The following is a 24,272-nucleotide window of genomic DNA, read 5'->3' as shown; positions in this document are numbered from 1 at the left end:
GGAGCGTTGTTGTCCTGTAACTCGAATTATTGAGGGTATATGCTACACTGCGCACTTGTTTTTTTGCCGGTGGTACCAAGTGGCTTATTTTCCTGACGCCTTTCTGACACAAATGCGTGAAGCAATGCCTTCCACGCTCTCTTTTGAAGATTTTCTCGCAGCCTGCCAGCGCCCATTACGCCGCAGTATCCGCATCAATACGCTGAAAATCTCCGTTGACGATTTTCTCGACTTAACCGCGCCTTATGGCTGGTCACTCACTCCGATTCCCTGGTGTGCTGAAGGTTTTTGGATTGAGCGCAACGATGAAGAGTCTGTACCGCTCGGCAGCACAGCTGAACATTTAAGCGGACTGTTTTATATTCAGGAGGCCAGTTCGATGTTGCCTGTTGCTGCGTTATTTGCCGATGGCAATATCCCGGAGCGGGTGATGGATGTTGCCGCCGCGCCAGGCTCTAAAACCACGCAAATTGCTGCCAAAATGAATAATCAGGGTGCTATTCTGGCGAATGAATTTTCTGCCAGCCGCGTCAAAGTTCTGCATGCCAATATCAGTCGTTGCGGGATTGCAAACGTCGCACTCACTCATTTTGATGGCCGTGTGTTTGGCGCCGCGTTGCCAGAAACGTTCGATGCCATTTTGTTGGACGCACCGTGTTCAGGCGAAGGCGTCGTACGTAAAGATCCCGATGCACTAAAAAACTGGTCCATCGAAAGCAATCTGGACATTGCTGTTACCCAGCGCGAGCTGCTTGATAGTGCCTTTCACGCCCTTCGCCCCGGCGGCACATTGGTTTATTCCACCTGCACACTTAACCGTGATGAAAATGAATCCATCATGCAGTGGCTGATAGAGACTTATCCGGACGCCGTCGAATTTCTTCCACTGGGTGATTTATTCCCAGAGGCCGGACGCGCCCTGACACCAGAGGGATTCCTGCACGTCTTCCCACAAATTTATGACTGTGAAGGATTCTTCGTCGCACGTTTGCGAAAAACTTCCCCTATACCTGCACTGCCAGCGCCGAAATATAAGGTGGGAAATTTCCCCTTCAGCCCGCTGAAAAGCCGGGAAGCCGCACAAATCACCCAGGCCGCTACCGCCTGTGGATTGCAGTGGCAAGACAATCTGCGCCTTTGGCAGCGTGATAAAGAAATTTGGTTATTCCCGACAGACATCGAACCGCTGATTGGTAAAGTTCGTTTTTCCCGCCTCGGGATTAAACTCGCTGAAACCCACAATAAGGGTTACCGCTGGCAGCATGAGGCTGTTATTGCGCTTGCTAACCCAGAACATCACAATGCGTTTGAACTGACGCTTGAAGAAGCGGAAGAGTGGTATCGCGGCAGAGATGTCTACCCACAAACCGCACCAACAACCGACGATGTACTGGTCACGTTCCAGCATCAGCCGATTGGGCTGGCAAAACGTATTGGATCACGGTTGAAGAACAGTTATCCACGCGATCTTGTCCGGGATGGTAAACTCTTTACAGGATAACGCACGTTTTTACTGGCGCTTTTGCTAACGTTGACTACGCTGAAAAAGGGCGGCTTAACTGGTCGTACCACAACAGCAAATCAACGGAGAGCACGATGATGAAAACCAGTGTGCGCATTGGCGCTTTTGAAATCGACGACGCCGAGTTACATGGCGAATCGCCGGGGGACCGAACGTTAACCATTCCTTGTAAATCCGATCCGGATTTATGTATGCAACTGGACGCCTGGGATGCCGACACCAGCGTCCCAGCCCTTCTCAATGGAGAACATTCCGTTCTATTCCGCGAGCACTACGATCGTAAGTCAGATGCCTGGGTCATGCGCTTTGCCTGATTCAAAAAGAACCCGTCGCCAGACGGGTTATTTATTGGCGTAAAAACAATTGAATCTAAGTACGCAGGCAGAGAAGACAGCGATGGTTCCCCCCGCAGCCAGCACACTATAAGCGAGTTTCCAGCTTCGCGTTGAATCCATCACCACACCAAATTCAGGCAACGACCGCAATCCCATCAGGAGCGAACTCAACGCGCCGGCAGCGGCCATGAAAATCAACACCGTTGCGCCATTTGGCGATTTGACTATCGATACCGGAACCTATTCTCTGCTATGAAAGGACAGGCAAGATGAGGTCGTAAGAAAATTTACCCATTGGTTGCAATCTTTTGAACTGCCCGGTGTAACGCCCCAGCCCTTCACGAGTGAGCACACTATGACGCGTTAACTTATTCTCCTCGCCCCATTAACTGCAATTTCTTCTACACTATTGATACGGCAACACAATTTGAGGATGGAATGTTCACGCTGATTCTATTTGTTTGCTACCTGGATGGCGGTTGTGAAGATATCGTGGTTGATGTCTACAATACGGAACAGCAGTGCCTAATTTCGATGGACGATCAGCGTATTCGCAACGGCGGATGCTTACCTGCCGAAGACTATATCGACAGCTTCTGGCGTCCTGCTCAGGAATATAGTGATTTCTAATTATTGTAACTGCACCAACGTTAGCTCACCACCAAATACCGCGCCGGTATCAATATAGTGCAGATTATCGCGATCAAGCCGATGGCGCAGAGGCGTATGGCCAAACCAAAAGTGATCTGCGCCATGAATTCCACTGCCTTTATTCATTAATCGCGCACGATCCCACAACACCCGTTGCAAATCGACCTCTTTTCGCCACAGATAATCATTATCCGGGTAATCGGCGTGGGCAATCACGTGTACGCCAGTCTGACAATGCAGTTCCAGAATCCACGGTAATTGCTGACAGGCTTCAAGAGCAAACCTTGCCGCGGGTTGTGCTGCCTGCGCAAACCACGCCCCTCCATTCATAAACCACAACTGCAGATCCCCCGTCACCAGTGCATCCAGCGCCATCTGCTCGTGGTTCCCCCTGACCGCCACGATCCAGTTCCGGCGAAGCAACTGTAGACAGCGCAGACTATCAGGCCCACGATCGGTAACATCGCCGACAGAAACCAGCAGATCCCGCCACGGGTCAAACCGACACTGGCGCAATTTATCCATCAGCATAGAAAAACAGCCGTGAATATCCCCCACAACCCAGATGTGACGCCGTTTGTTCCTTCTATCCTCTGGTAGACGTTGTCAGGCGGCCTCATATGACCTTCTGCATTCTTGTTTCGCTCACCATTAAGTTTAGCAATAACAGCAACAGGCACCGTTGTAATCCCGCGCGATACGGGAATAACTGCCACGTGTCCCCGCCGCCACTGCGCGTATCTGACCGTTCCTGAACTCATGCAGATGAGCATTCGGGCGATATTGCCACAGTGCCTTTTCAAAAAGTCCCATGATTTGCCTTACGGAAAGTTAGCAGGTTTGAACGAGCCGCTGCGGTTTGAGACAGCGCGCCAGCGCCTTTCCCAATATTCAAGCTCGTCACAGCCAGCCTCCGTTGTCACTGACACCCAGCCAGCCACCAGATAGCGGAATTCAGGGACAGGAGACGAACGTACAGGTGTAAATAGACCCGTTTTGGTTCCAGGCATTTGTTGAGATCCCGGCCAAATAATGGTGAAGTCTGTATTCCTCCGGTGTCATATTGTTCAGTGATTCATACGGGCGTGCACAGTTATATTCTGATAACCATCTCTCAGCAATTTCCCGCACGTCATTCAGCGTTCTGAACAGATAAAAATCGAGTATTTCTGTACGGTATGTCCGGTTAAAGCGCTCAATAAAAGCGTTCTGCGTCGGCTTGCCCGGCTGGATAAACGCCAGTGTTACTGCATGTTTCTCTGCCCATTCAGCCAGTGCCAGTGAGATAAATTCCGGACCATTATCCATGCGTAGCATGACCGGCACAGGTATCTCTGCCGCCGCAGAACCTGGAAAAGCTTCGGAAAACCGTATCGTGGGTATCGCTCAGCCGCTGCCTGCAGGGCGGCAATAACAGGTTCATCACGCGTGGTATTTGGGTGGTAATGGTAAACCGTTCTGCACAGGTGCAGACTCCGGCAGGCCTGACGGATACTGACTCCAAACGTCGTTATCAGATGAGTGACCAGCTCATGCTTAAAGGCTGGTTTTAGAGTTTTTTTTCGATAACGTCTTTCAGCGCCCGGTACTCCAGGCTCAGGTCGCAAACATCTGTTTGAGACGGCGGTTCTCGTCCTCAAGATCCTTGATCTTTTTAGTATCAGAAGCTTCCATGCCGCCGTACCTGGATTTCCAGTTGTAGTAGGTGACTTCAGAGATACCGGCCTCCCGGCAGACATCTTTAACGGTCCGCCCGGCTTCAACCGACTTAATCGCAGCGATGATCTGATGCTCAGTAAAACGGGCTTCACGCATAGCGATCTCCTTCGTTGGTAGGTTGATTATGCCGGATGATCTCTAAATATGAATGGCACGATTATGCGGGGTACTTACATGTGCGCAGAAATGATCAATGGCTTAAGAGCACAAATTGTTAATTTCCTGTCAGGAACAAAAAAGGAGAACCCGGCATAGCGGACTCTCAGATTTTAGGATTTTTATTGCTCAAGTTATGGGCAGTTAATCAGCTTAGGCGCGGTAAATTACATTTATCCTCAACAGCACTGCTTCGGAAATAACCTCGTCCACAACATAGTGGACAAGGTCCATAGGCGATTTCTTCAGATAAAAACCGGGGATAATCCCCCGGTTAGCGCAGCATTAAAAGTTATACTTAATACCCACCATGGCATTGGTGTCACTGTATCCTTTATCCCCCATCTGGGCGCCGACATTGCCCCACAGATTGACCCGAGGGTTAATCTGTCCTTCAACACCCACTTTGACTTCGCCAATGTTGCGGGCGCCAGCCTGGTTGACGTGGACATTATCCATGTTCACATTATAACTGCGCGTATTATGCAACCAGTTGGCTTCAATGAACGGTTCGAAAGTACGGTCTTTGTTGTCATCCATTGCATGATGGCTCTTCAGGTACGTACGAAGGCCCAGACGGGTTTGTACGTTACCGTCACCATCGCTGCTAACGCGGGTTCCATTGGCTTCACGGTGGTCATCTGCTTTCACGCCCATCCAGGTGACCTGGGCTTGTGGCTGGATAAACCATTCATTAAGCGTCCCTTTGCTGCCAGCAAACTCGCCCAATTTCTGGGTGTAACCCGTCTCCAGCGAGGCCGTAAAGCCTTTCGATTTGTAGGATTCGCTGGCCAGTTGCTGCCCGTTAACCTGGTTATTGAACCAGCTGTACTGAAGCCAGCTGTCCACATACAGCCCTGCTTTATCCGTATCGTTGGCAAACCAGGTGCCGTAAGCGCCAACACTGTAACCGTTGATGGAGCCTTTTGAACCATAACCCGTGGCGGAAGAGCGGGTAGAACTGTGGTTATTACCGTAACCCGCCATCAGACCCAGGTGGCCTCTGTTCAGACCATCGGTTGACCACTGTGCAACATCGCCACCCAACTGTGCGACATAACTGTTGCTTTGTGTTTTCAACTGACCACTGCCATCACGCCAGTTGTTATGGCTACCGACCTGGCGTAACCACAGACTGGTAACTTTCTTCTCACCAGTCAGAGCATCAACGTACTGCGTTTCCCCCAGACGGTCGTGCAGACGGGTGTTGAATAGCGTGTTCGCAGCCGCAATGTTTGCAAGGTAGCTGCCCGCTTCCGGGCGGTTGAGAGGTGTAGATGGGTCAACCGGCGGCTCCACGGGATCGACAGGGTCAACCGGTGGCATAGTGTTGGTTAAATACCAGTTGCTGCTATTGTCACCGGTACCACGGACTAGCGAATAGTCATAAGCCCCGGCAACAATACGCCCCTTCTGAGTAAAGATGCCGTCAGATTTACCTCCCACGCTGATAATCTCGATGCCATTCAGCGTGTAGTCCCCATTCCCCCCGGCATTGGTGACGCTAACGTTGGTATTACCTGAAGTATCACCCGTTACCACCAGTTTATCTGTCACTGAGCTGTCATTGCCCAGCACGGTATTGAGCAGCAGGTCCCCGCCATTCCCCGTGTAATTGCCGTTGACGGTAAGTGTAGTACCCGCCACAGCATTACCCGTAGCATCGTTATGACCAATATTGACCGTACCACTATTGCTCAATGAGCCGATTTTGTAGTCGATGGGCGAGGAACTACTTGAGCTTTCCCCTAGTGCAAGTAGACCCTGGTTATCCACATCACCACTACCAAGTGCATCGGCAGATAGCATACGGATTGTGCCATCAGAATCGATGGTTGTTTTCGCAGTCATTCCTGAACCGCTACCACTTACAGTAACTGTACCTCCCGTTACTGTAAGGTCACCAGCTCCGGTCATATCACCAGCAATCGTACCGTTGCTGACGGTCAAACTGCCTTGGTTAAAGTCGAGAACACTCCCAGCTTCAGTCTGAATATTTTTTAATGTCTGAGCGTAGCCGTTCATATCAAATTGACTGCCGCTACGAATATTCAGTAACCGGGTCTGACCCAGAACGTTGTTATTGCCCATTTTCAGTGTGCCGGCGACCACATCAGTCAGACCACTGTAGCTGTTATCACTGTTGGATAAGCTAACATCGGTATCAGTATCAATGCGCAAATCTCCGGTTCCTGTGATTTTGGCACTTAGGTCTGCAGCATTTCCGGTATTACCTTCAGCATTCAGCGTCAAAGCATTACTACCCTGTGCCAGCAATTCAACCTCAGTTAATCCATAGTTTACGTAGAGGCCATCTGCATTATCACCACTGGTGAGGCGGTAATCATAAGTACCTTTCGCAACCGTTTCTCCATTTTGAGTGATATCGGAAGTCACCGGCTGAGAAATAACATCACCGTTCTGGTCTATGAAAGAAAGATTACCGCCGTCGCCCGTTACCGTACCATTGGCTCCAGCTAATTTAACCATTACGCCCGCACTATCCTGCTGTAACAACGGTAAAGTAGTGTTCGGCGTTTGTGGCATATTTTCAAAGGGTCCGCCGTCAGTGATTTGGATCTGACCGTTACCAGTTAAATTAAGTTCTTTGCTGGTTTCAATGTAGCGATCGCTGATGGTATCACCTGGGTTAACATCACCAAAAATGAGCTTTCCACCGTTAAAGGCAAGACCACCGATATTCTGTGTGCCAGTCCCTACCGTAGTTGCGTTTCCAGTACCAATATGCAACGTAGCATTAGTAAGTGCTGTTGTATTAGTATTTTCAAGATCAAATATATTGTTGTTTAAAATGACATTCCCAGCAAATTGATCGCCAGTACTTGCGGCAAAATTAAATTCTGTATTGTTATTATCAGCGATAAGAGTACCGCCCCCAACCAATTGATTAACGAAGTCAAATGCACCTGTTGTTTTCGCTATAAGGGTGCCATTACTAGCAATTTTGATTTCACCAGTACCAAAATTAGTGAGAGTTGAGGACACACTTTCATCAGTCATCGCAGTACCGGTGATATTCCAGTTACCTGCATAGGCCTGGTTAGAGCCTACGATACGTGCTTTCCCAGAGACCGTCGTATATCCCGAACCCGATAGTTGATTTCCGAAAGACGACCCATCTGTATAGGCAATATCAAGCCCTTTTGTATCATCGTTATTGGCGGTGTTAATAGTTACGCCTGCACTACCCAATGCCTGACTGTTAGCGATGGAAAGCAAACCGCCGTTGATGACTGTCCCCCCCGTGAAGTTGGAAGCTGCACTGAGTGTCGTATGGCCGGACTGCTGCTCAACAGAACCGTTGCCGTTAATTGCAACATCAAATAAATAGCCAGTCCCGGTCGGATTATTTATATTATTGTTAAATATAACCTTATTGTCACCGGCCCCAGTCATATCAATGCTTCTAGCTGAAATGTCGGTAGGAGCTCCATACTTGGAATCCCCAATGTAAAGTTTTGTATTACCACCAGCTACGCTGTTAAGTGTAATATCCTGGTAGCTTGTCACCTTGGCCGCATGGCCAAAAATAACATCTGTTGTGTTTCCACTAACTGTGGACGATATATTGAAGTCACCAAGACTCGTTATTCCAGTTCCACTACCATTTATAATCTGAAGTCCTGTACTGCCAATATTTTTCCCTATTACATTGATATCACCATCGACATTTACAACAGTAGAGTAAATTCCAGCTTCAGTACTTACTGAATTTATATCAGAAGATAGCTGAACATTGTTTATCAACGTCAAATCACCGCCAACGTTGATCCCCTTACTGCTACTATTATTAGTCGCAAGAAATGAACCATTTGTTGTATCAAGGTATAGATTTCCACCAACATTTAGCTGCGAATTGCCAACTAACAGAATCGATCCCCCGGTCTTGTTAATTACCGTCATATCGTTGACAACATTGATGTCAGCTCCCAACTCCGAATCGCTAGGGTTGGCAATGTATAGATCATTTTTGTCAGCCTCCAAATCAATGCTGTCTGCATTTAACTTGGCTGTCGATGAGGAAGAACCAAACATCCATATTGTCGCATCCGTTGCTCCAGACACCGTTTTTAACTCGCCAACTGTCAATATTCCTGCAAAACCACCAGACTGTGCGCTGGTTAATCCGCCAAGTTGGGCCCCACCTATTTGCAATAAGCTGTTTGCCCCCATTAATAGACTGCCGTTATTGCTGGCGGTTAGCGTCCCCCCATTCATCCATAAAGAGGTATAGCCTCCGGCGGCTGGATTCATATTTAATGTTGAGCTACCTGATGAATTTGAAACGGTAACATCAGCCCCCTGATCTACCTGTACTGTTGCAGTACCGTTCCACTGTAGGCCGTCAGAAATGGAGGTCGATGAGTTAAAATCAGTATATCCATTAACATCAAATGAATGCGCATTACCGCTCACAACAATCATTGCTGAGGCAACCAGGCTCGCATTTATCCTGGATTTTGAGATCGTTTTTGGAGATGAGCATTTCGTCCTTCCTCTGCCCAATTCCGATACGACAGTCCATATCATAAGGGAATGGTTCCAAACAACGTTGTAAATACGATTCATTTATTTTATTCCTGATTTTCTGATAGCTGAGTATTAAACCTAACCCGTAAAACATGACTGGCAAGTCCTCGCCAGTCTAAACTTCACTACTTACGTTGCAGCTATGCAGGTTTTTAGGCATCCAAACTAAAGACTTACTAGTCTTTTCGTTAGATAGTGAGCGCATGTATGATTTATAATACAAAACAATTTTAAGGTTTTTTCGTTTTTTGGTTAACCATGAATATGCCTATATTTTGTTGCGAAATATTACAAAGAATTAATAAGAATTATCTTATATTTCCAGTGGGAAAGTTAGCTCGCTAACAATATTAATAGATATAGCAATTTGAATCATAAGCAATTTGATTTTCGGGTGGATTTATTTTAGCCTTTGAATTAAATATTCACTTTATAAAGTATCTTAGACTCCTCAATCCATATTTTGTAATATAACCCCTTCATAATCTATTCACATCTTACATAAATAACAAAATAAGAACATACTAATAACAAGAGACACGGAATAAATACACTTCGCATCCCAAGATCACAATACTCACCCGTACCGAACAAAAATAATCCAGCCCCTAACTAACGATACGGAATCAATTTTAGTGATTGCTTAATTAAGTGGCGGTCGATAGTAAAGACGCCAATACAACCTCCTCTTCGTAGAAATTTCCCGGCTCAAAATGAGTGACATGGCAATCGCTAACGATGAAGATTTTAAGCTCCGCACTCTCCACCACCAGCTCCCTACACTTGCTCTCGGCGTTAGCTAGCTGTACAGCCATAGTGAGGACTTTGGTCCCAAATTTTTCGTATGTCGGTTTCATGCTGTTTTCCCTAGTTTATTTTTTCAACAAGTTCAATCCACTGCGGTGCCAGCTTTTTCTCTGCCTGTGCGTGGCTACCGGCGTGGCCATTTAAATTCACGCGGTAATGGTCATACGGGAATTTCAACCCGCTCCATATGGTTAGGCTTCAACGCGTATTCAGGCATATTTCCGCAGGTCGGGCAGCGTGGTAACCGGTAGCCCAACCCGAACACCGACAATTAAAGTGCTGCGCGAGCGCCTGGAATATGAAATGTTTATGGCCGTTCGTGCTGGTGCAGAGCGCATGCCAGCATGGTTCGACCTGGCGATGGATCTCGCCCTGGTCACCGGTCAGCGACGTGAGGACGACGCCTGGATACGCTTCAGTGACATTAAAGATGACCGACTGTACATCGAACAACAAAAAACCGGGTCCTGCCTGGCTATCCCACTTTCGCTGACATTGAAAGCATCCGGCCTGAGACTGTCGACCGTCATCGATCGCTGCCGGCTTGTCAGTCGATGCGATTTCTTGATAAGTCCCCGGGATCAGAAAAAACAGTGAAGACGGAAGCATAAACCTGGACAGTCTGACAAAAGGTTTTGTGAAAGCACGAAATTTTTCTGGTTTAACGTTTTCAGAAAACCCACCTTCATTTCATGAAATTCGGAGTCTTGCAGTAAGGATGTATAAGAAGGAATTCGGGAAGGATTTTGCGCAAAAACTGCTGGGGCATAAGTCAGAAAAAATGACTGAGAAGTATCTTGATACGAGAAAAAAAGAGTATGTGCTGATCTAATTTTTCTTCGTAAATGAATTGTGAATGTTAAAAATGGTGTGGTATAACGAATAAAGACCGAATATTAGAATTCGGACAAATTTCGGACATTTTCGGACATGGAGCCCTAAGTGACTGAAATTAAAGCCAGATAAAAAGAGACCGAATACGATTCCTGTATTCGGTCCAGGGAAATGGCTCTTGGGAGAGAGCCGTGCGCTAAAAGTTGGCATTAATGCAGGCTAAGTTACCCTGCCATTTAAGAATAGATGACAGCGCCAGGTTTTCCAGTCCGCGACTAAAGTGGTCTGAAAAAAAGGGTGATTGCCACTCGCTACAATGTAAAAACCGCAAGTTCTCCTGTGAGATCCTTGCGGTTTTTTATTGGAAATCAGAGCACTACATCTGACAATTAACAGAGCTTTTCTGCACGCTCGATAAACGGAGCAAGGCTCATTTTTTCGCCAGGTTTAGCTGGATCGTCGATCTGGATAATGTCGATCGGTTTTGCCGTGGTTTTACCGCTCTCAACCTGCTGTCTGGCAACATCATTCAGCGGGTATTGCACCAGCGTGCTGGGGTTGATGACATACAGCGCGTTGCCCGGACGGCAGGTCAGCATCACCTCTTCACGATTAAACGCCCATTTATCTTTGCCAACCTCAAAACGACTGACGGTAATAACCTGCGGCGCAGCCAGTGCCGCTCCCGAACTTGCCAGTAGCAATAAAGAGATAATGATTTTTTTCATACGTTTTGCCAGTCCATCAGAACGGTTCGAGGGTTGCAAACAGGCTGACAATTGCCAGCACAACAGCGCCTATCCCCCATTCCAGCTTCGTCATCCAAATAAAATAGAGGGTCATGCAGCGGTTATCCTGCTGCATACGTGGAACAAGAACATACCGATTCACCAGCGCAATCGCCACCATTAGCATGACCAGGGCGCATTTTAACAACAGCAGTTTCCCATAAGCCGCATGCCAGGGCACAGAAAAACCGACAATAAACAGCGCATTCATGATGCCGGTAAGCAACACGCCAATCACAAAAAGATGACCATAACGGGAGAAGCGCATCATGGTACTGATGGCTTGATCGCGCCAGCGTCCTTGTGCCATTTTCATACAGTAGAGTACCGGCAGCAAGCCGCCAAACCAGGCAGCAGCGCATATCAGATGCAGCGCATGGTTAATCTGATGAAGTGTACCAGTTAGACTATCGTGTAGTGTTGCATGCCCAACGCCCGCCAGCAGAATAAACTGAGCAATCGTCAGCATTAGCAGTCGTCGCGGCATACTGCGCGGTACGATAATGGTCACCGCCAGTGTGACCAGCGCAAGGATAATTTGCCACAGCCAGACGCCCCCGAATTGTGTTTGCAGGACGGCTCCCCAAACGGTGATGGAGAGGACATCCTGCCAACCCGCACCCATTAATCCCCCCTGAACCGCCAGCATCAGCGTCCCACTGATAAAGCTCCACGCTGCGGCGTGGCGTTGCAGATGCAAGAAACGACGCATCATCAAACGACGGAGCGAAACAGGAGCCAGCCATGCGCCATAGAGCGCACAGCCAAACACCAGCATCAGCGTGGTAAAATGGATAAAACGCAGTGCAACCCAGGTAAACGCCAGCATCGGTTATTTCACACTAAAGCTATATTGTCCTTTCGTCTTATGCCCATCCACTGACACAACGTGCCAATCGACCGTGTACTTTCCTGTTTCCAGTGACTGAACGAGCGGAATAATCAGTTGCGTTTTATCCTGCTCATTACGCTTTGCCTTACCCGTTTTGATCTGTTCTTTTTGCGGGCCTGTCAGCGTTGCCCCGCTGAATGCAGGTTCGACACCTTCAGAAAAATTGAGCGTCAATGCCTGGGGTGATGCTGTGACCTGAGCATTAGCCGCAGGACTTTGTTGTGTCAGGTGCGCATGCGCCAGGGCCGCGGGGGTCGCCAGAATTCCGGCAAGAGCAATGAGAGCATAGCGAAGTGAAGATGCAGATGAAGCCATATCAACTATTCCTTTTTGTTATGTCTAATCTGTAGAGAATAACCTTCTACAATGATCGAGTCGAGAATCATTGTAAGTATCCCGCATAATCGTGCCATTCATATTTAGAGGGCATCAGGCATAATAAATTTGTCAACGAAGGAGATCGCCAGGCGTAACCCCAAATTCATCGCTGCCAACAGATACTTGTAAATAATCATGTTGGAACAGGTAACAATAATAATTATTTTTTAGGTATCCTATTTATCTTGACCGATACCCCCATACTCTTCAAATCATTAATGAATTCTAACGGTTCAACATAGATCGCTTGTCTATAAACACCGGGGTTGGCTCTGTTTTCCGTATATTGCTTCAGACAGGCAACAACTGGCAAAGCTGTCAGTCCATAGGCATCACCATGCGATATTGTTATCTCGATCTCTTCATGGGAACCCTCACCACGAAGATGCAATAATGCAAAACGTTCATTGTTACATAGCATTTTCAATGTAAAAGCGAACATTCTTGCGGCTAACCCAATGAATCCAGGTGAGATTTTCACCAGAAAGAGCAATATTGGCATCATGATGTAGTCAATAAAGACGCCAAAACCAGCAGCGAAGAATCCAGCATTCTTCAGGGTTGGTATATATGATGTGAGAGACCGCATTTCATCTAGGTCTATAGGGAAAAAGTGCTGATTTTTATCTCTTAAAGAGAAGCGTACCACCTTCATTCCGGTACACCACTTTCCTTCTTCTAAAAAACACATCTTGGTAGACAGCACATCTTCCATAAACGTGATCATTGCCTGTTCTGAGAGAGTTTTCTCTCCCCAGTCAACACCGAATGAACTATAAACATTAATTGTCGACAGACCTGGCGATACTTGCTCTGCGAACCTCGCCATAGCAGCAGGGACGCCTGGGTGATAACCTCCATCGGTAATATAAACAATACCAGCCTCGTAGATCTTTTGCTGATAAGACTCTAATATCAGACGCTTTCGATCACTGCATAAAAAAATATCCAGACAATCTGTTTTTGTGTCTAATGCAGCATCGATCACACTGGGTAGTTTTTCAGCCGAGCTGATGGCAATAACTACCATATCTATACTTTTAAAGGCTACATTAAGAGAAAGCGAGTTGTCTAAGGATACGGTGAAGAAAGCGGGAGAGACTGTCGACACAGATTCTAACTCCTGTTGCAGTTGCTCTAGCCGATTATTATCCCGGCCGATCAATACCACATCATGAACACCATTCTCAATTAAAGTTAATGCGATCGTTCTCCCCGCCCTTCCGGTTGCGCCAAGAACACCGATTCTCATTTCCATCCCTCTTTGACATGTTTGTAAGAATTCATAAACCGAACAAAAATCCATCATATGTTACTTTTGTTACTAACAACACTATCCTGCTGTAAATACCCCTGTTATGGTGGGTAGTACTTTTCAAACACCACTCAGCGCCTTTATGATGTCTCATATAAAATGAGAGGATTTCCGCATGAGTGTGCCTCAAACAAAAGCAGAATTACTTTTCGCCATTGATAAAAGCTTTAGTAAATTAATGAGTTACCTTAAAGTAATCCCGTCTGAAATCACAATAGATAACTCAATGGATGGGCACGCAAAAGGAACGAAAATGAGTGTCCGTGACCTTGTTTCGTATCTAATAGGATGGAACTCTCTTGTTGCAAAGTGGATCACTTCCGATGCTAAAGGTTTGCCTGTCGATTTTCCTGAAACAGGTTATAAATGGAACCAACTTAGCCTTCTTGCACAAAAATTTTACTCAGATTACAGTGAGTTAAGTTATGATTTATTAATAGCTGAACTTCATACTGTAAAAAATGAAATTGTGAAAATTATTGATGAGCGAACCGATGACGTTTTGTATGGAAGGCCATGGTACACAAAATGGACGATGGGGAGAATGATCTCATTTAACACATCCTCACCTTATTCCAACGCTAATGGAAGATTAAGAAAATGGGCGAAAAGCAATAACATCATTTTAAAGTAATCATTTAGCGATGATCTGATGCTCAGTAAAACGGACTTTACGCATAGCGATCTCCTTCGTTGGTAGATTGATTATGCCGGATGATCTCTAAATATGAATAGCACGATTATGCTGGGTACTTACACATTGATTGGCATCTATTTAAATTATGGCTTGCCATTAATGCGCACTCTTAGTAACTTTCGCGCGCCAATGGAGAGATAAGGAGAAACGTATGAATATTAATCTGGCCAAACTTGAGCAAGCAGAGATGGACAAGGTTAACGTCGATCTGGCTGCGGCAGGCGTCGCATTTAAAGAGCGCTACAACATGCCTGTCGTTGCTGAAGTTGTCGAGCGTGAACAGCCTGCACATTTACGCGACTGGTTCCGTGAACGCCTGATCGCGCACCGTTTAGCTTCCGTTTCCCTCTCACGTTTACCTTACGAGCCTAAAGTTAAATAAACCTTATATTAAGTTACGATTCCTTACATGATGCCTGCTACAGTATAAGCACATTCTTAATCTATTATTTAAGGATGGTTGTAGACACTATGAAAAGGAAATCATTATGTCACACTGGAAAATTGCTGCTGCGCAGTACGAACCACTTCAAAGATCATTAAGCGAACATGTCGCCCATCATTTGCTGTTCATTCATGAAGCGGCAAAACGCCAATGCGAATTGTTGGTTTTTCCATCATTATCCCTGTTGGGATGTGTGGACGAAGACGACGCGCTCCCAGCCCCACCCGATGAAGAGTTATTGCAGCCCCTCGCCCACGCCGCGGCCACGTATCACATGACCATTATTGCCGGGTTGTCGGTAGAGCATCACGATCGCTTTGTGAAGGGAATAGCGCTTTTCTCTCCCTGGATGACCTCGCCGTTAATGTTTCATCAAAGCCATGGTGCCTGTATCGCCAGGCAACAAAATGCCATCAGCGTTGTCGACAGCCAGCCGGAAGGTATTGATATCGACCCGACATTTTCGTTATTCACAACCGGTCAGTCAGTCAGCGAACCAGAACTGCTCTCTTCTGCTTCGCGCCTGCAACGTTTTTCGCATAAATTCGCCATTGCGGTGCTGATGGCCAATGCGCGTGGCAGCAGCGCATTGTGGGATGAATGTGGTAGGTTAATAGTACGCGCCGACAGCGGTTCATTACTGTTAACCGGTCAACGCACGCCACGGGGTTGGCAAGGTGATATCATTCCATTACGCTAGTCGTTTTTGGTCTGGAGCCCGGCATGTTGCGCATAATAGATACAGAAACCTGTGGTCTGCAGGGAGGCATTGTTGAGATTGCATCTGTCGATGTCGTTGACGGCACAATCGTCAATCCCATGAGCCATCTGGTGCGTCCTGACCGTCCCATCAGTCCGCAAGCCATGGCTATCCATCACATCACTGAAGCGATGGTCGCGGATAAACCGTGGATTGAAGATGTCATCCCGCACTATTACGGCAGCGAGTGGTACGTGGCGCATAACGCCAGTTTTGATCGGCGTGTGCTGCCCGAAATGCCGGGGGAATGGATTTGCACCATGAAGCTTTCCCGCCGCCTGTGGCCGGGGATCAAATACAGCAATATGGCGCTCTATAAATCCCGTAAGCTGAGTGTCCAGACACCTTCTGGTCTGCACCACCACCGCGCGCTTTATGACTGCTACATCACGGCGGCACTGCTGATCGACATTATGAAGACGTCCGGCTGGACCCCGGAGCAAATGGCCGATGTCACCGGTCGCCCTGCGTTGCTAACCACATTTACCTTCGGGAAATACCGCGGGAAACCGGTATCTGAAGTCGCGGAACGCGATCCGGGTTATTTGCGCTGGCTGTTTAATAACCTTGACAATATGAGCCCGGAATTGCGCCTAACGCTGAAACACTATCTGGATAACGCCTGAGTTGCCGCCTGACCGGGCAGTGTTCCCTGCGCAAGACCAATTAAAAAAGCGAACTCGAGGGCCACACCTTCATAGGATTTATAACGCCCGGATTTACCGCCGTGACCGGAGTCCATATCCGTACACAATAGCAGCAGATGATCGTCGGTTTTCATTTCACGCAGTTTTGCCACCCACTTCGCCGGTTCCCAGTATTGCACCTGGGAATCGTGTAACCCTGTGGTAACCAACAGATGCGGATAATCCTGTGCGGTGACGTTATCGTATGGGCTGTAGCTTTTCATGTAGGTGTAATACTCTTTGTCCTGCGGATTGCCCCACTCTTCAAACTCACCGGTTGTCAGCGGAATTGACTCATCCAGCATGGTGGTCACCACATCGACAAATGGCACCTGAGCAATAACGCCGTGAAAAAGTGTCGGACGCTCGTTGATGGCAACCCCCATCAGCATCCCCCCGGCGCTTCCTCCCATCCCATAACACAATGAAGGTGAGCCGTAACCCAGTTTGAGCAGTGCATCGCAGACGTCAAGATAGTCATTGAAGGTATTTTTCTTGCGCAGAAATTTACCATCTTCATACCATTGCTGCCCTAATTCACCACCGCCACGCACATGGGCGATCGCGTACACAAAGCCGCGATCCAATAAGCTTAAGCGGCTGCTGCTGAAATCAGCGTCCATGCTTGCGCCATATGAACCATAGCCATACACCAATAATGGATTTTTCCCTTTACGGAAATGCTGCTTGTGGTAGACCAGCGAGACAGGCACCTCTGTACCATCGCGCACGGTTATCCACACGTGTTCACTGCGGTAATTTGCAGCGTCGAAACCGGGGACTGTGGTCTGCTTAAGTACACGGCGCTCGCCAGTATCCATATCCAGCTCGAACAGTGTGTCCGGCGTAGTCATGGAGGAATAGCCATAGCGCAGGCGCGATGTCTCCGGCTCAGGATTATAAGCCAGCCAGGTCACATAGGCCGGATCGTCAAAGGCGATCCCGACCACTTCTCGCGTCTTACGGTTGATCTGCCGCAGGCTGGTTAACCCCTGTTGTCGTTCTTCCACCACCAGCCAGTCAGTAAACAGCGTAAAGCCCTCCAGCATGACACTGTCACGCGCTGGGATGAGCGTTTCCCAGGCGTGTTCGTCTCGTACACGGGTACGGTACAGACCGAAGTTTTTACCCTGACGGTTTGAGCGCAGATAAAAGGCATGCTGATAATGATCGAGACTGTATTCATGGTCTTTCCGACGCGTCAAAAAGACCAGTGGCTCGGCATCAGCCAGTTCTGCATCAATAAGCAGAACCTCACTGGTGGTTGCACTCGCAATATGAATAACAACATAGTGCTGTGAGGTGGTTTTATGCAGGCTGACATAAAACATATCGTCCGCCTCTTCATACACCAGCTCATCACCGGAGGATGGTGAACCGACAGTATGCCGCCAGACCTGATACGGCAGCAATGTGGTCTCATGCTTGCGGACATAATAGAAAGTCTGCGAATCGTTGGCCCAGACTAATTCCGGCTCGACGTTTTCAAGTACCTCCGGGTACCAGTTACCCGTTTGTAAGTTGCGAAAACGCACGCCATATTGCCGGCGGGAAAGGTAATCCTCCGCCAGTGCCATGATGGTATTATCCGGTGATATTGCCAGACCACCTAATGTATAGAATTCGCTATGGGCTGCGCGCTGGTTTCCATCCAGCAAGGTATCCCATTTATCCCATTCTTCACTGAGGGCAGACTGGCGCTGATAAATAGCATATTCACACCCCGGCTCAAAGATATGGCGGTAGCGGTATCCATTTTTCACATACGGTGCGGACACATCCTGAGGGGGAATACGGTCGATAATCTCTTTCAGAACACGATCCTGCAAAGCTTGCTGCGAAGCCATCACCTGGCGGCCATACGCATTTTCTTGTTGCAGGTAATTCAGTACTTCTGGCTGCGAGCGGGTGTCATCTCGCAACCAGTAATAATTATCAACACGAGTATCGCCATGCTGCGTCATGGCGTGGGAAATACGAGGTGCTTTAGGTAGCATGTCATTGTTCTTTTGCTTAAACATTCTATAAGGGTGGCAAAAGTCAGCAATGATGCAAGCGAAACATGCTCCTGCACAGTAACTATTTAACCCGGCAGAGCCTGTTTTTGCTCCTTAAGATCCTGCTCAATCCCTTCGCGAACATCCTGCGGAATCTTCAACGCATCACCCAACGCATTCAGATAACTGCGCTCCATAAAGTGGTCGATATCAATTGCCGCACAGCTCAGAAAGTAGATTTCCAGTGCTTCTTCTTCATTGCGGACCCCCTGAGCCAGACGCTGAGGATCAAGCGGTTGTTCGATGGCACGCTCAATCAGAACACGCCCCTGCTCTTCGACTCCTGCTTCACGGAGTTGGCGTTCAATGGCAGCACGCTCTTTGGCATCAATATGCCCATCGCTTTTCGCTGCAAAAACCAGCGCCAGGATCAGACGCTCAGTTCGCTCATCCAGCGGCGAGCTCTGCGCACCGAATTGTGGTTCACCCTGATGCGCCGCACGGACCTTATCTTTGTACTTGTTCCATAACACCGTGCCAGCCACTGCGCCTCCACCGACCAGCAGCGCACTGGTTCCGTATTTACTGAGTAATTTACGTGAGGATTTGTTAGCAACCAGTAATCCTGCCAGACCGCCTAGCGCGCCAGGCACCAGCAGTTTGCTGAGCCCTTGTTCACCAGAAGATGTCGCAGATGATGCTTTTTGCCCAAGAAGAGATTGTAGTTGATTCAGCCAGTTAGCCATTTTGCCCCTCAAGTACAGACGAATAATCATCAAAGCGTACCCGAGGGGATGTCAGGAAGTGTTCAGGTCATCAAAAGATGTGCAAATTCAGCTACTGACGCAACTGATACTCTGCTGTACCGGCTTTGCAATCAAGCTTTACCTGATATTGAAGGTCGCTACTTTTGCCACGCACGGTCAGGGGGATTGTCCACTGCCCATCTTTACCGACAATATCCTGCGGATTGGCCCATGCTACTGGGTCAAGCTGACCAAGTTTCTTTTGATCGTCGACCCAGCGCACAATGCGATTCTGCAGGTAATCACGTTTTACGCTGGCCGCGATCCCATCAGCATCCAGACCTTCACAGTTTGGAAACTTAACTGACTTACTTTCCGTATTCGCCGCAAAAACTGATACGCTGGCAGATAACAACAGCAGGCTCAACAGCGCTCTTTTTTTATACATTCTTTTCTCCTTATATCCCCTTCATCCTTCAGGCCGCAGACTCGCGGTGTAAAGGCTGTCAGAGATTGCACAATGATTCAGGGAAAAGCATGGTACAAAATATCAGGAGCGCAAGTCGCTTCAGGCCGCCTGGGTATCATCCTCAGCAGATGTGCCGTTGTCGACCACCTGTGGAGAAGGCAGCTTGCCGTTTTTCAGGATGGCGCTCAGCACCTCTTTTTGCTCAGCCAGCCACAGAGAAAGCGCTTCACGCTGCTCATCTTCCAGCGCTACCGGTGATTGTTCCAGCCATGTGTCGAGCAGATCGGCTGTATCGAGCATCTTGTCATACGCATCGGCTTCCTTTTTGCTGGTAAATGACATTTTTTCCTCACCTTCCCGAATGACTACGTATTTAACTTCAACCGCCATTTTTGCAGCCTCTTAAATTACCTGTATTTATATACAGCATATTCTTTTTCATCCCTGAAATCAACCTGGTAATAAAGACAGACGCAAACGTTTTCGTATATACTGCGCCTAGTTGAAACAGGGGATTAATTTATGACGTTATTAGGCACAGCACTGCGTCCTGCAGCAACGCGTGTGATGTTATTAGGTTCAGGTGAACTGGGTAAAGAAGTGGCGATTGAATGCCAACGACTGGGTGTGGAAGTCATTGCCGTGGATCGTTACCCCGACGCACCAGCGATGCACGTTGCGCATCGTTCCTACGTCATCAACATGTTGGACGGCGAGGCATTGCGCCAGATTGTCGAGCATGAGAAACCGCATTTTATCGTGCCAGAAATTGAAGCCATCGCCACAGATATGCTGGTAAAACTGGAGCAGGAAGGCCTGAACGTCGTGCCTTGTGCACGTGCGACGCAACTGACCATGAACCGGGAAGGCATCCGTCGCCTCGCCGCCGACGAGTTATCCTTACCCACATCATCTTTTCGCTTCGCCGACAGTGAAATGCGTTTTCGCGAGGCCGTAGACGAAATCGGTTATCCCTGCATCGTAAAACCGGTAATGAGTTCTTCTGGTAAAGGACAGAGCTTTATCCGCTCCGCCGAACAGCTAACCGAAGCCTGGAACTATGCCCAACAGGGTGGGCGGGCTGGCGCCGGGCGTGTTATCGTCGAAGGCGTGGTGAATTTCGATTTTGAAATCACACTGCTTACCGTCAGCGCCATTGACGGTGTACATTTTTGTGCACCGGTAGGCCATCGCCAGGAAGACGGCGACTATCGCGAATCCTGGCAGCCACAGCAGATGAGCGAACTGGCATTAGCCCGGGCGCAGGAGATTGCCCGAAAAGTGGTACTGGCATTGGGCGGCCACGGATTATTTGGTGTGGAGCTGTTTGTCTGCGGTGACGACGTCATTTTCAGCGAAGTATCCCCTCGCCCGCACGACACGGGTATGGTGACGCTGATTTCTCAGGATCTGTCCGAGTTTGCCCTACACGTGCGTGCATTCCTTGGTCTTCCTGTTGGCGCAATCCGCCAGTATGGGCCGTCAGCGTCAGCGGTGATCCTGCCGCAGCTAAGCAGCCAAAACGTTACCTTTGATAATGTAGATGCTGCCGTTGGCGCGGGTTTGCAGATACGTCTGTTTGGTAAACCCGAAATCGACGGTACGCGTCGTTTAGGTGTCGTGCTGGCAACGGCAGAAAGTGTTGAAGACGCGGTTGAGCGCGCGAAAAACGCGGCTGCACAGGTAAAAGTGGCAGGTTAAAACAGGATCCGTAGACCGGATGAGGCACTAAAACCCCATCCGGCAAAGCCCGATATCGGCGCTAACGCCTCTTATCGGGCCTTCGGTTTACACATTGATAGCTTACTGCTTTGCACCTTCAACCGCTTCGCGAGCCAGTTTGGTGATACGATCGTAATCACCCGCTTCCAGCGCATCCGCCGGAACCAGCCAGGAACCGCCAATGCACAGCACGCTTTTCAGGGCCAGGTAATCACGGTAATTCGCCGGGGAGATACCGCCAGTCGGGCAGAAACGAACCTGAGAGAACGGACCCGCGATTGCCTGCAGTGCTTTCGTACCGCCGTTCGCTTCAGCCGGGAAAAATTTGAACTCTTTTAAGCCGTAGTCCATACCCAGCATCAGTTCAGAAACGGTGCTAATGCCAGGGATCAGCGGAATCGTTCCTTCGGTTGCTGCTTTCAACAGCGGCTCGGTCAGACCCGGGCTAATCGCAAACTGTGCACCTGCTTCAGTAACTTCAGTCAGTTGCTGTGGATTCAGCACAGTACCCGCACCGACGATAGCATCCGGTACTTCTTTCGCGATTGCACGAATAGCATCCATCGCACATGCGGTACGTAACGTCACTTCCAGAACGCGCACGCCCCCTGCAACTAACGCTTTTGCCATCGGCACAGCGTGTTCCAGTTTGTTAACCACGATAACCGGTACAACCGGGCCAGTGGTCAGGATTGCTTCTGCACTTGTCTTCCAGTTTTTCATCAGAGTTTTCTCTCGCCTGATTACAAATTAAGTCTTAAAAAGTGATACAGGTTGCGCCCTGCTCCGCACCGGACAGCTTTTCACGCAACGCGCTGAACATTTCACGCCCGGTACCCACGCGCGAAGCGCTAAGGTCAGGAATGTGAGGCTGACGAGAGGCAAGTTCCTCTTCATCAACCAGCAGCGTCAATTCACCTGTCTGTCCATTCACACGAATGATGTCGCCATCGCGCACTTTCGCCAGCAGCCCGCCATCGTAGGCTTCTGGGGTTACATGGATTGCTGAAGGCACTTTACCTGAAGCACCTGAAAGTCGTCCATCAGTAACTAACGCAATTTTGAAACAACGGTCCAATAATACACCAAGTGGCGGCATGAGTTTATGTAATTCTGGCATTCCGTTCGCTTTTGGTCCCTGATGGCGCACAACGACTACACAATCCCGGTCAAGCAGGCCCGCATCAAACGCCGGTAATACATCATGTTGACTTTCGAAGACCACTGCAGGCGCTTCAATCACCTGATTTTCAACGGGAACAGCTGAGGTTTTCATCACCGCACGCCCCAGATTGCCACTCAGTACTTTAGTGCCACCGTGATGGGAGAATGGCTGCTCAAAGGCTGCAATCACATTGCTGTCCAGCGATTTTTCCGCACCTTCGCGCCAGTCCAGTTCACCGTTATTCAGCCACGGCTCCAGGGTATAACGCGATAAACCGAATCCGGCTACGGTATTCACATCTTCATGTAACAGACCCGCGTTCAGCAGTTCACGCATTAATACAGGCACACCGCCAGCAGCCTGGAAATGGTTAATGTCTGCCGGGCCATTCGGGTAGAGCCGGGCCATCAGCGGGACCACATCTGACAGGTCGGAGAAGTCATCCCAGTTAATCAGAATACCGGCTGCACGCGCCATGGCCACCAGATGCATCGTATGGTTGGTTGAACCACCGGTCGCCAGCAGTGCCACAATACCGTTCACGACCACTTTTTCATCGATCATTTTACCGATCGGCATCCACTCGTTACCGTTACCGTTACCGGTCAGACGTGTTACCTGACGGGCCGCCGCTGCGGTCAATGCTTCACGCAGTGGTGCATCCGGGTGCACAAAAGAGGAGCCTGGCAACTGCATACCCATAAACTCCACGACCATCTGGTTGGTGTTAGCGGTGCCGTAAAACGTACAGGTACCTGGTGCATGATAAGACGCAGCCTCGGATTCGAGCAGTGCCATACGATCGACTTTGCCTTCGGCATACAGTTGACGAATACGCACTTTCTCTTTGTTCGCCAGACCACTCGCCATCGGGCCTGAAGGGATGAAGATGGAAGGCAGATGACCGAAGGAAAGCGCCGCCATGACCAGGCCCGGGACAATCTTGTCACATACGCCGAGGAACAGCGCACCATCGAACATATTGTGTGAGAGCCCCACGGCCGCCGACATCGCAATGACTTCACGACTTAGCAGAGAAAGCTCCATACCGTCCTGACCCTGGGTCACTCCGTCGCACATCGCAGGTACGCCACCAGCAACCTGACCCACCGCATTGGCTTCATGTAGTGCTTTACGAATGATGGCCGGATAGTGTTCATACGGCTGGTGTGCAGAAAGCATGTCGTTATAGGAGGTAATGATCGCGATATTGTTACGCAACATGCTTTTTAGCGAGGCTTTATCCTCTGGCTGACATGCGGCAAAACCATGCGCCAGATTCCCGCACGCCAGTTGTGAACGATGGACGGTAGTCGTTTTAGCCTGTTCGATTCGAGCGAGGTAGGCGGAACGCGTGTCCCGGGAACGTTCGACGATACGTTGTGTTACGCGTAACAAATTCGGATTCATAGAGGCTCCTAAAATTTATCTGTCAGAGCGGTTGGGTAAACAATGTATTCAGCATCGCTAAATATTGCTGAATCGCTTGTTAGCCGTAGCTCAGGGGCAAAATCGTTTCAGGCAGTGTAATAAAAAAAACCTCGCGGGTGAATCCACGCGAGGTTTAAAAGTGCAAAAATTATCCTACAATCTGTGTTAGATCATGTTACCGGTAAAATAACACCTAATGGCTAGAT

19 protein-coding genes and 3 pseudogenes are annotated in these 24,272 nt (G+C 48.7%); 9 read left to right on the top strand and 13 right to left on the bottom strand.

Annotated elements, in window-relative coordinates:
• The first annotated feature begins 79 nt into the window (after positions 1-79).
• The 3 genes from rsmF to OGX95_RS21005 all read left to right on the top strand — a co-directional run bounded on the left by rsmF (position 80) and on the right by OGX95_RS21005 (position 2,487).
• Positions 80-1,501 carry a 16S rRNA (cytosine(1407)-C(5))-methyltransferase RsmF gene (gene rsmF / locus OGX95_RS21015; protein WP_286630859.1) on the top strand — a complete coding sequence of 474 codons (1,422 nt, stop codon included), beginning with the start codon at positions 80-82 and terminating at the stop codon, positions 1,499-1,501.
• Between the two features lie 98 nt (positions 1,502-1,599).
• Positions 1,600-1,836 (top strand): YebV family protein, encoded by a 237-nt coding sequence (locus tag OGX95_RS21010; protein WP_101742234.1) that lies wholly within the window; start codon positions 1,600-1,602, stop codon positions 1,834-1,836.
• 459 nt (positions 1,837-2,295) lie between these two features.
• Complete coding sequence (locus tag OGX95_RS21005) at positions 2,296-2,487, top strand: YdfD/YebW family protein (protein ID WP_005120744.1); 192 nt, start codon at positions 2,296-2,298, stop codon at positions 2,485-2,487.
• Here OGX95_RS21005 and pphA read toward each other — a convergent pair.
• The 3 genes and pseudogenes from pphA to OGX95_RS20990 form a co-directional block, all read right to left on the bottom strand.
• Positions 2,488-3,128, bottom strand: a pseudogene (gene pphA / locus OGX95_RS21000) (protein-serine/threonine phosphatase).
• Between the two features lie 334 nt (positions 3,129-3,462).
• Positions 3,463-4,323, bottom strand: a pseudogene (locus OGX95_RS20995) (transposase).
• Between the two features lie 345 nt (positions 4,324-4,668).
• A complete protein-coding gene (locus OGX95_RS20990; protein ID WP_286630858.1) occupies positions 4,669-8,973 on the bottom strand; it encodes an autotransporter outer membrane beta-barrel domain-containing protein in 4,305 nt (1,434 codons plus the stop codon).
• 1,020 nt (positions 8,974-9,993) lie between these two features.
• Here OGX95_RS20990 and OGX95_RS20985 point away from each other — a divergent pair.
• Positions 9,994-10,573, top strand: a pseudogene (locus OGX95_RS20985) (tyrosine-type recombinase/integrase); the annotation flags it as partial.
• 391 nt (positions 10,574-10,964) lie between these two features.
• Here the strand turns inward: OGX95_RS20985 and OGX95_RS20980 are convergent.
• The 4 genes from OGX95_RS20980 to OGX95_RS20965 form a co-directional block, all read right to left on the bottom strand.
• A complete protein-coding gene (locus tag OGX95_RS20980; protein ID WP_040232386.1) occupies positions 10,965-11,303 on the bottom strand; it encodes a YebY family protein in 339 nt (112 codons plus the stop codon).
• Between the two features lie 16 nt (positions 11,304-11,319).
• Positions 11,320-12,192: a copper homeostasis membrane protein CopD gene (gene copD, locus OGX95_RS20975; protein WP_286630857.1), complete on the bottom strand. Its 873-nt coding sequence runs from the start codon at positions 12,190-12,192 to the stop codon at positions 11,320-11,322.
• Between the two features lie 3 nt (positions 12,193-12,195).
• Positions 12,196-12,570: a CopC domain-containing protein YobA gene (yobA, locus tag OGX95_RS20970; protein WP_286630856.1), complete on the bottom strand. Its 375-nt coding sequence runs from the start codon at positions 12,568-12,570 to the stop codon at positions 12,196-12,198.
• A 223-nt stretch (positions 12,571-12,793) separates the two neighbouring features.
• Positions 12,794-13,885 carry an NAD(P)H-binding protein gene (locus tag OGX95_RS20965; RefSeq protein WP_286630855.1) on the bottom strand — a complete coding sequence of 364 codons (1,092 nt, stop codon included), beginning with the start codon at positions 13,883-13,885 and terminating at the stop codon, positions 12,794-12,796.
• 178 nt (positions 13,886-14,063) lie between these two features.
• On the opposite strand from OGX95_RS20965, the gene OGX95_RS20960 reads away from it, so the two are divergent.
• The 4 genes from OGX95_RS20960 to exoX all read left to right on the top strand — a co-directional run bounded on the left by OGX95_RS20960 (position 14,064) and on the right by exoX (position 16,476).
• Positions 14,064-14,582, top strand: coding sequence for a ClbS/DfsB family four-helix bundle protein (locus tag OGX95_RS20960; RefSeq protein WP_286630854.1), 519 nt, complete (start codon positions 14,064-14,066; stop codon positions 14,580-14,582).
• A 214-nt stretch (positions 14,583-14,796) separates the two neighbouring features.
• The gene (locus OGX95_RS20955; RefSeq protein ID WP_005120732.1) at positions 14,797-15,027 is read left to right on the top strand and encodes a DNA polymerase III subunit theta; all 231 of its coding nucleotides are present in this window, start codon (positions 14,797-14,799) and stop codon (positions 15,025-15,027) included.
• A gap of 106 nt (positions 15,028-15,133) precedes the next feature.
• Positions 15,134-15,790, top strand: a complete 657-nt coding sequence (locus OGX95_RS20950) for a carbon-nitrogen hydrolase family protein (RefSeq protein ID WP_286630853.1) — start codon at positions 15,134-15,136, stop codon at positions 15,788-15,790.
• Positions 15,791-15,813: 23 nt separating this feature from the next.
• On the top strand, positions 15,814-16,476 hold the full coding sequence (exoX, locus tag OGX95_RS20945; protein ID WP_137345917.1) for an exodeoxyribonuclease X: 663 nt from the start codon (positions 15,814-15,816) through the stop codon (positions 16,474-16,476).
• Here exoX and ptrB read toward each other — a convergent pair.
• From ptrB to yebG, 4 genes are all read right to left on the bottom strand, one after another.
• Positions 16,458-18,533, bottom strand: coding sequence for an oligopeptidase B (gene ptrB / locus OGX95_RS20940; protein WP_286630852.1), 2,076 nt, complete (start codon positions 18,531-18,533; stop codon positions 16,458-16,460). The two genes, exoX and ptrB, sit on opposite strands and share 19 nt — an antisense overlap.
• Before the next feature lie 86 nt (positions 18,534-18,619).
• Entirely contained in the window at positions 18,620-19,279 is a 660-nt protein-coding gene (locus OGX95_RS20935) for a tellurite resistance TerB family protein (protein ID WP_286630851.1), read from the bottom strand.
• 91 nt (positions 19,280-19,370) lie between these two features.
• Positions 19,371-19,727 carry a protein YebF gene (yebF, locus tag OGX95_RS20930; RefSeq protein WP_286630850.1) on the bottom strand — a complete coding sequence of 119 codons (357 nt, stop codon included), beginning with the start codon at positions 19,725-19,727 and terminating at the stop codon, positions 19,371-19,373.
• Positions 19,728-19,847: 120 nt separating this feature from the next.
• The gene (gene yebG, locus OGX95_RS20925; RefSeq protein WP_286630849.1) at positions 19,848-20,138 is read right to left on the bottom strand and encodes a DNA damage-inducible protein YebG; all 291 of its coding nucleotides are present in this window, start codon (positions 20,136-20,138) and stop codon (positions 19,848-19,850) included.
• Between the two features lie 132 nt (positions 20,139-20,270).
• Between yebG and purT the strand changes: the two genes are divergently transcribed.
• Positions 20,271-21,449, top strand: coding sequence for a formate-dependent phosphoribosylglycinamide formyltransferase (gene purT / locus OGX95_RS20920; RefSeq protein WP_286630848.1), 1,179 nt, complete (start codon positions 20,271-20,273; stop codon positions 21,447-21,449).
• A gap of 102 nt (positions 21,450-21,551) precedes the next feature.
• On the opposite strand, the gene kdgA is transcribed toward purT, so the two are convergent.
• Together kdgA and edd are read right to left on the bottom strand one after the other, a co-directional pair.
• Positions 21,552-22,193, bottom strand: a complete 642-nt coding sequence (gene kdgA, locus OGX95_RS20915; protein WP_286630847.1) for a bifunctional 4-hydroxy-2-oxoglutarate aldolase/2-dehydro-3-deoxy-phosphogluconate aldolase — start codon at positions 22,191-22,193, stop codon at positions 21,552-21,554.
• A 34-nt stretch (positions 22,194-22,227) separates the two neighbouring features.
• A complete protein-coding gene (edd, locus tag OGX95_RS20910; RefSeq protein WP_286630846.1) occupies positions 22,228-24,045 on the bottom strand; it encodes a phosphogluconate dehydratase in 1,818 nt (605 codons plus the stop codon).
• Between the last annotated feature and the right edge of the window lie 227 nt (positions 24,046-24,272).

It is taken from the genome of Citrobacter sp. Cu233 (assembly GCF_030332225.1).
In the GTDB taxonomy this organism is placed as follows: Bacteria; Pseudomonadota; Gammaproteobacteria; order Enterobacterales; family Enterobacteriaceae; genus Citrobacter.
The sequence above is the reverse complement of the archived record's forward strand: the minus strand, read 5'-3'. Positions and strand labels throughout refer to the sequence as shown.

Coding starts and splice junctions, on each gene's coding strand:
- yobA (WP_286630856.1), bottom strand. CDS start 12,570: ATGGCTTCATCTGCATCTTCACTTCGCTATGCTCTCATTGCTCTTGCC.
- OGX95_RS20955 (WP_005120732.1), top strand. CDS start 14,797: ATGAATATTAATCTGGCCAAACTTGAGCAAGCAGAGATGGACAAGGTT.
- yebG (WP_286630849.1), bottom strand. CDS start 20,138: ATGGCGGTTGAAGTTAAATACGTAGTCATTCGGGAAGGTGAGGAAAAA.
- OGX95_RS21010 (WP_101742234.1), top strand. CDS start 1,600: ATGAAAACCAGTGTGCGCATTGGCGCTTTTGAAATCGACGACGCCGAG.
- ptrB (WP_286630852.1), bottom strand. CDS start 18,533: ATGCTACCTAAAGCACCTCGTATTTCCCACGCCATGACGCAGCATGGC.
- OGX95_RS20960 (WP_286630854.1), top strand. CDS start 14,064: ATGAGTGTGCCTCAAACAAAAGCAGAATTACTTTTCGCCATTGATAAA.
- yebF (WP_286630850.1), bottom strand. CDS start 19,727: ATGTATAAAAAAAGAGCGCTGTTGAGCCTGCTGTTGTTATCTGCCAGC.
- purT (WP_286630848.1), top strand. CDS start 20,271: ATGACGTTATTAGGCACAGCACTGCGTCCTGCAGCAACGCGTGTGATG.
- edd (WP_286630846.1), bottom strand. CDS start 24,045: ATGAATCCGAATTTGTTACGCGTAACACAACGTATCGTCGAACGTTCC.
- copD (WP_286630857.1), bottom strand. CDS start 12,192: ATGCTGGCGTTTACCTGGGTTGCACTGCGTTTTATCCATTTTACCACG.
- OGX95_RS20980 (WP_040232386.1), bottom strand. CDS start 11,303: ATGAAAAAAATCATTATCTCTTTATTGCTACTGGCAAGTTCGGGAGCG.
- OGX95_RS20990 (WP_286630858.1), bottom strand. CDS start 8,973: ATGAATCGTATTTACAACGTTGTTTGGAACCATTCCCTTATGATATGG.
- OGX95_RS20950 (WP_286630853.1), top strand. CDS start 15,134: ATGTCACACTGGAAAATTGCTGCTGCGCAGTACGAACCACTTCAAAGA.
- kdgA (WP_286630847.1), bottom strand. CDS start 22,193: ATGAAAAACTGGAAGACAAGTGCAGAAGCAATCCTGACCACTGGCCCG.
- OGX95_RS20935 (WP_286630851.1), bottom strand. CDS start 19,279: ATGGCTAACTGGCTGAATCAACTACAATCTCTTCTTGGGCAAAAAGCA.
- OGX95_RS20965 (WP_286630855.1), bottom strand. CDS start 13,885: ATGAGAATCGGTGTTCTTGGCGCAACCGGAAGGGCGGGGAGAACGATC.
- OGX95_RS21005 (WP_005120744.1), top strand. CDS start 2,296: ATGTTCACGCTGATTCTATTTGTTTGCTACCTGGATGGCGGTTGTGAA.
- exoX (WP_137345917.1), top strand. CDS start 15,814: ATGTTGCGCATAATAGATACAGAAACCTGTGGTCTGCAGGGAGGCATT.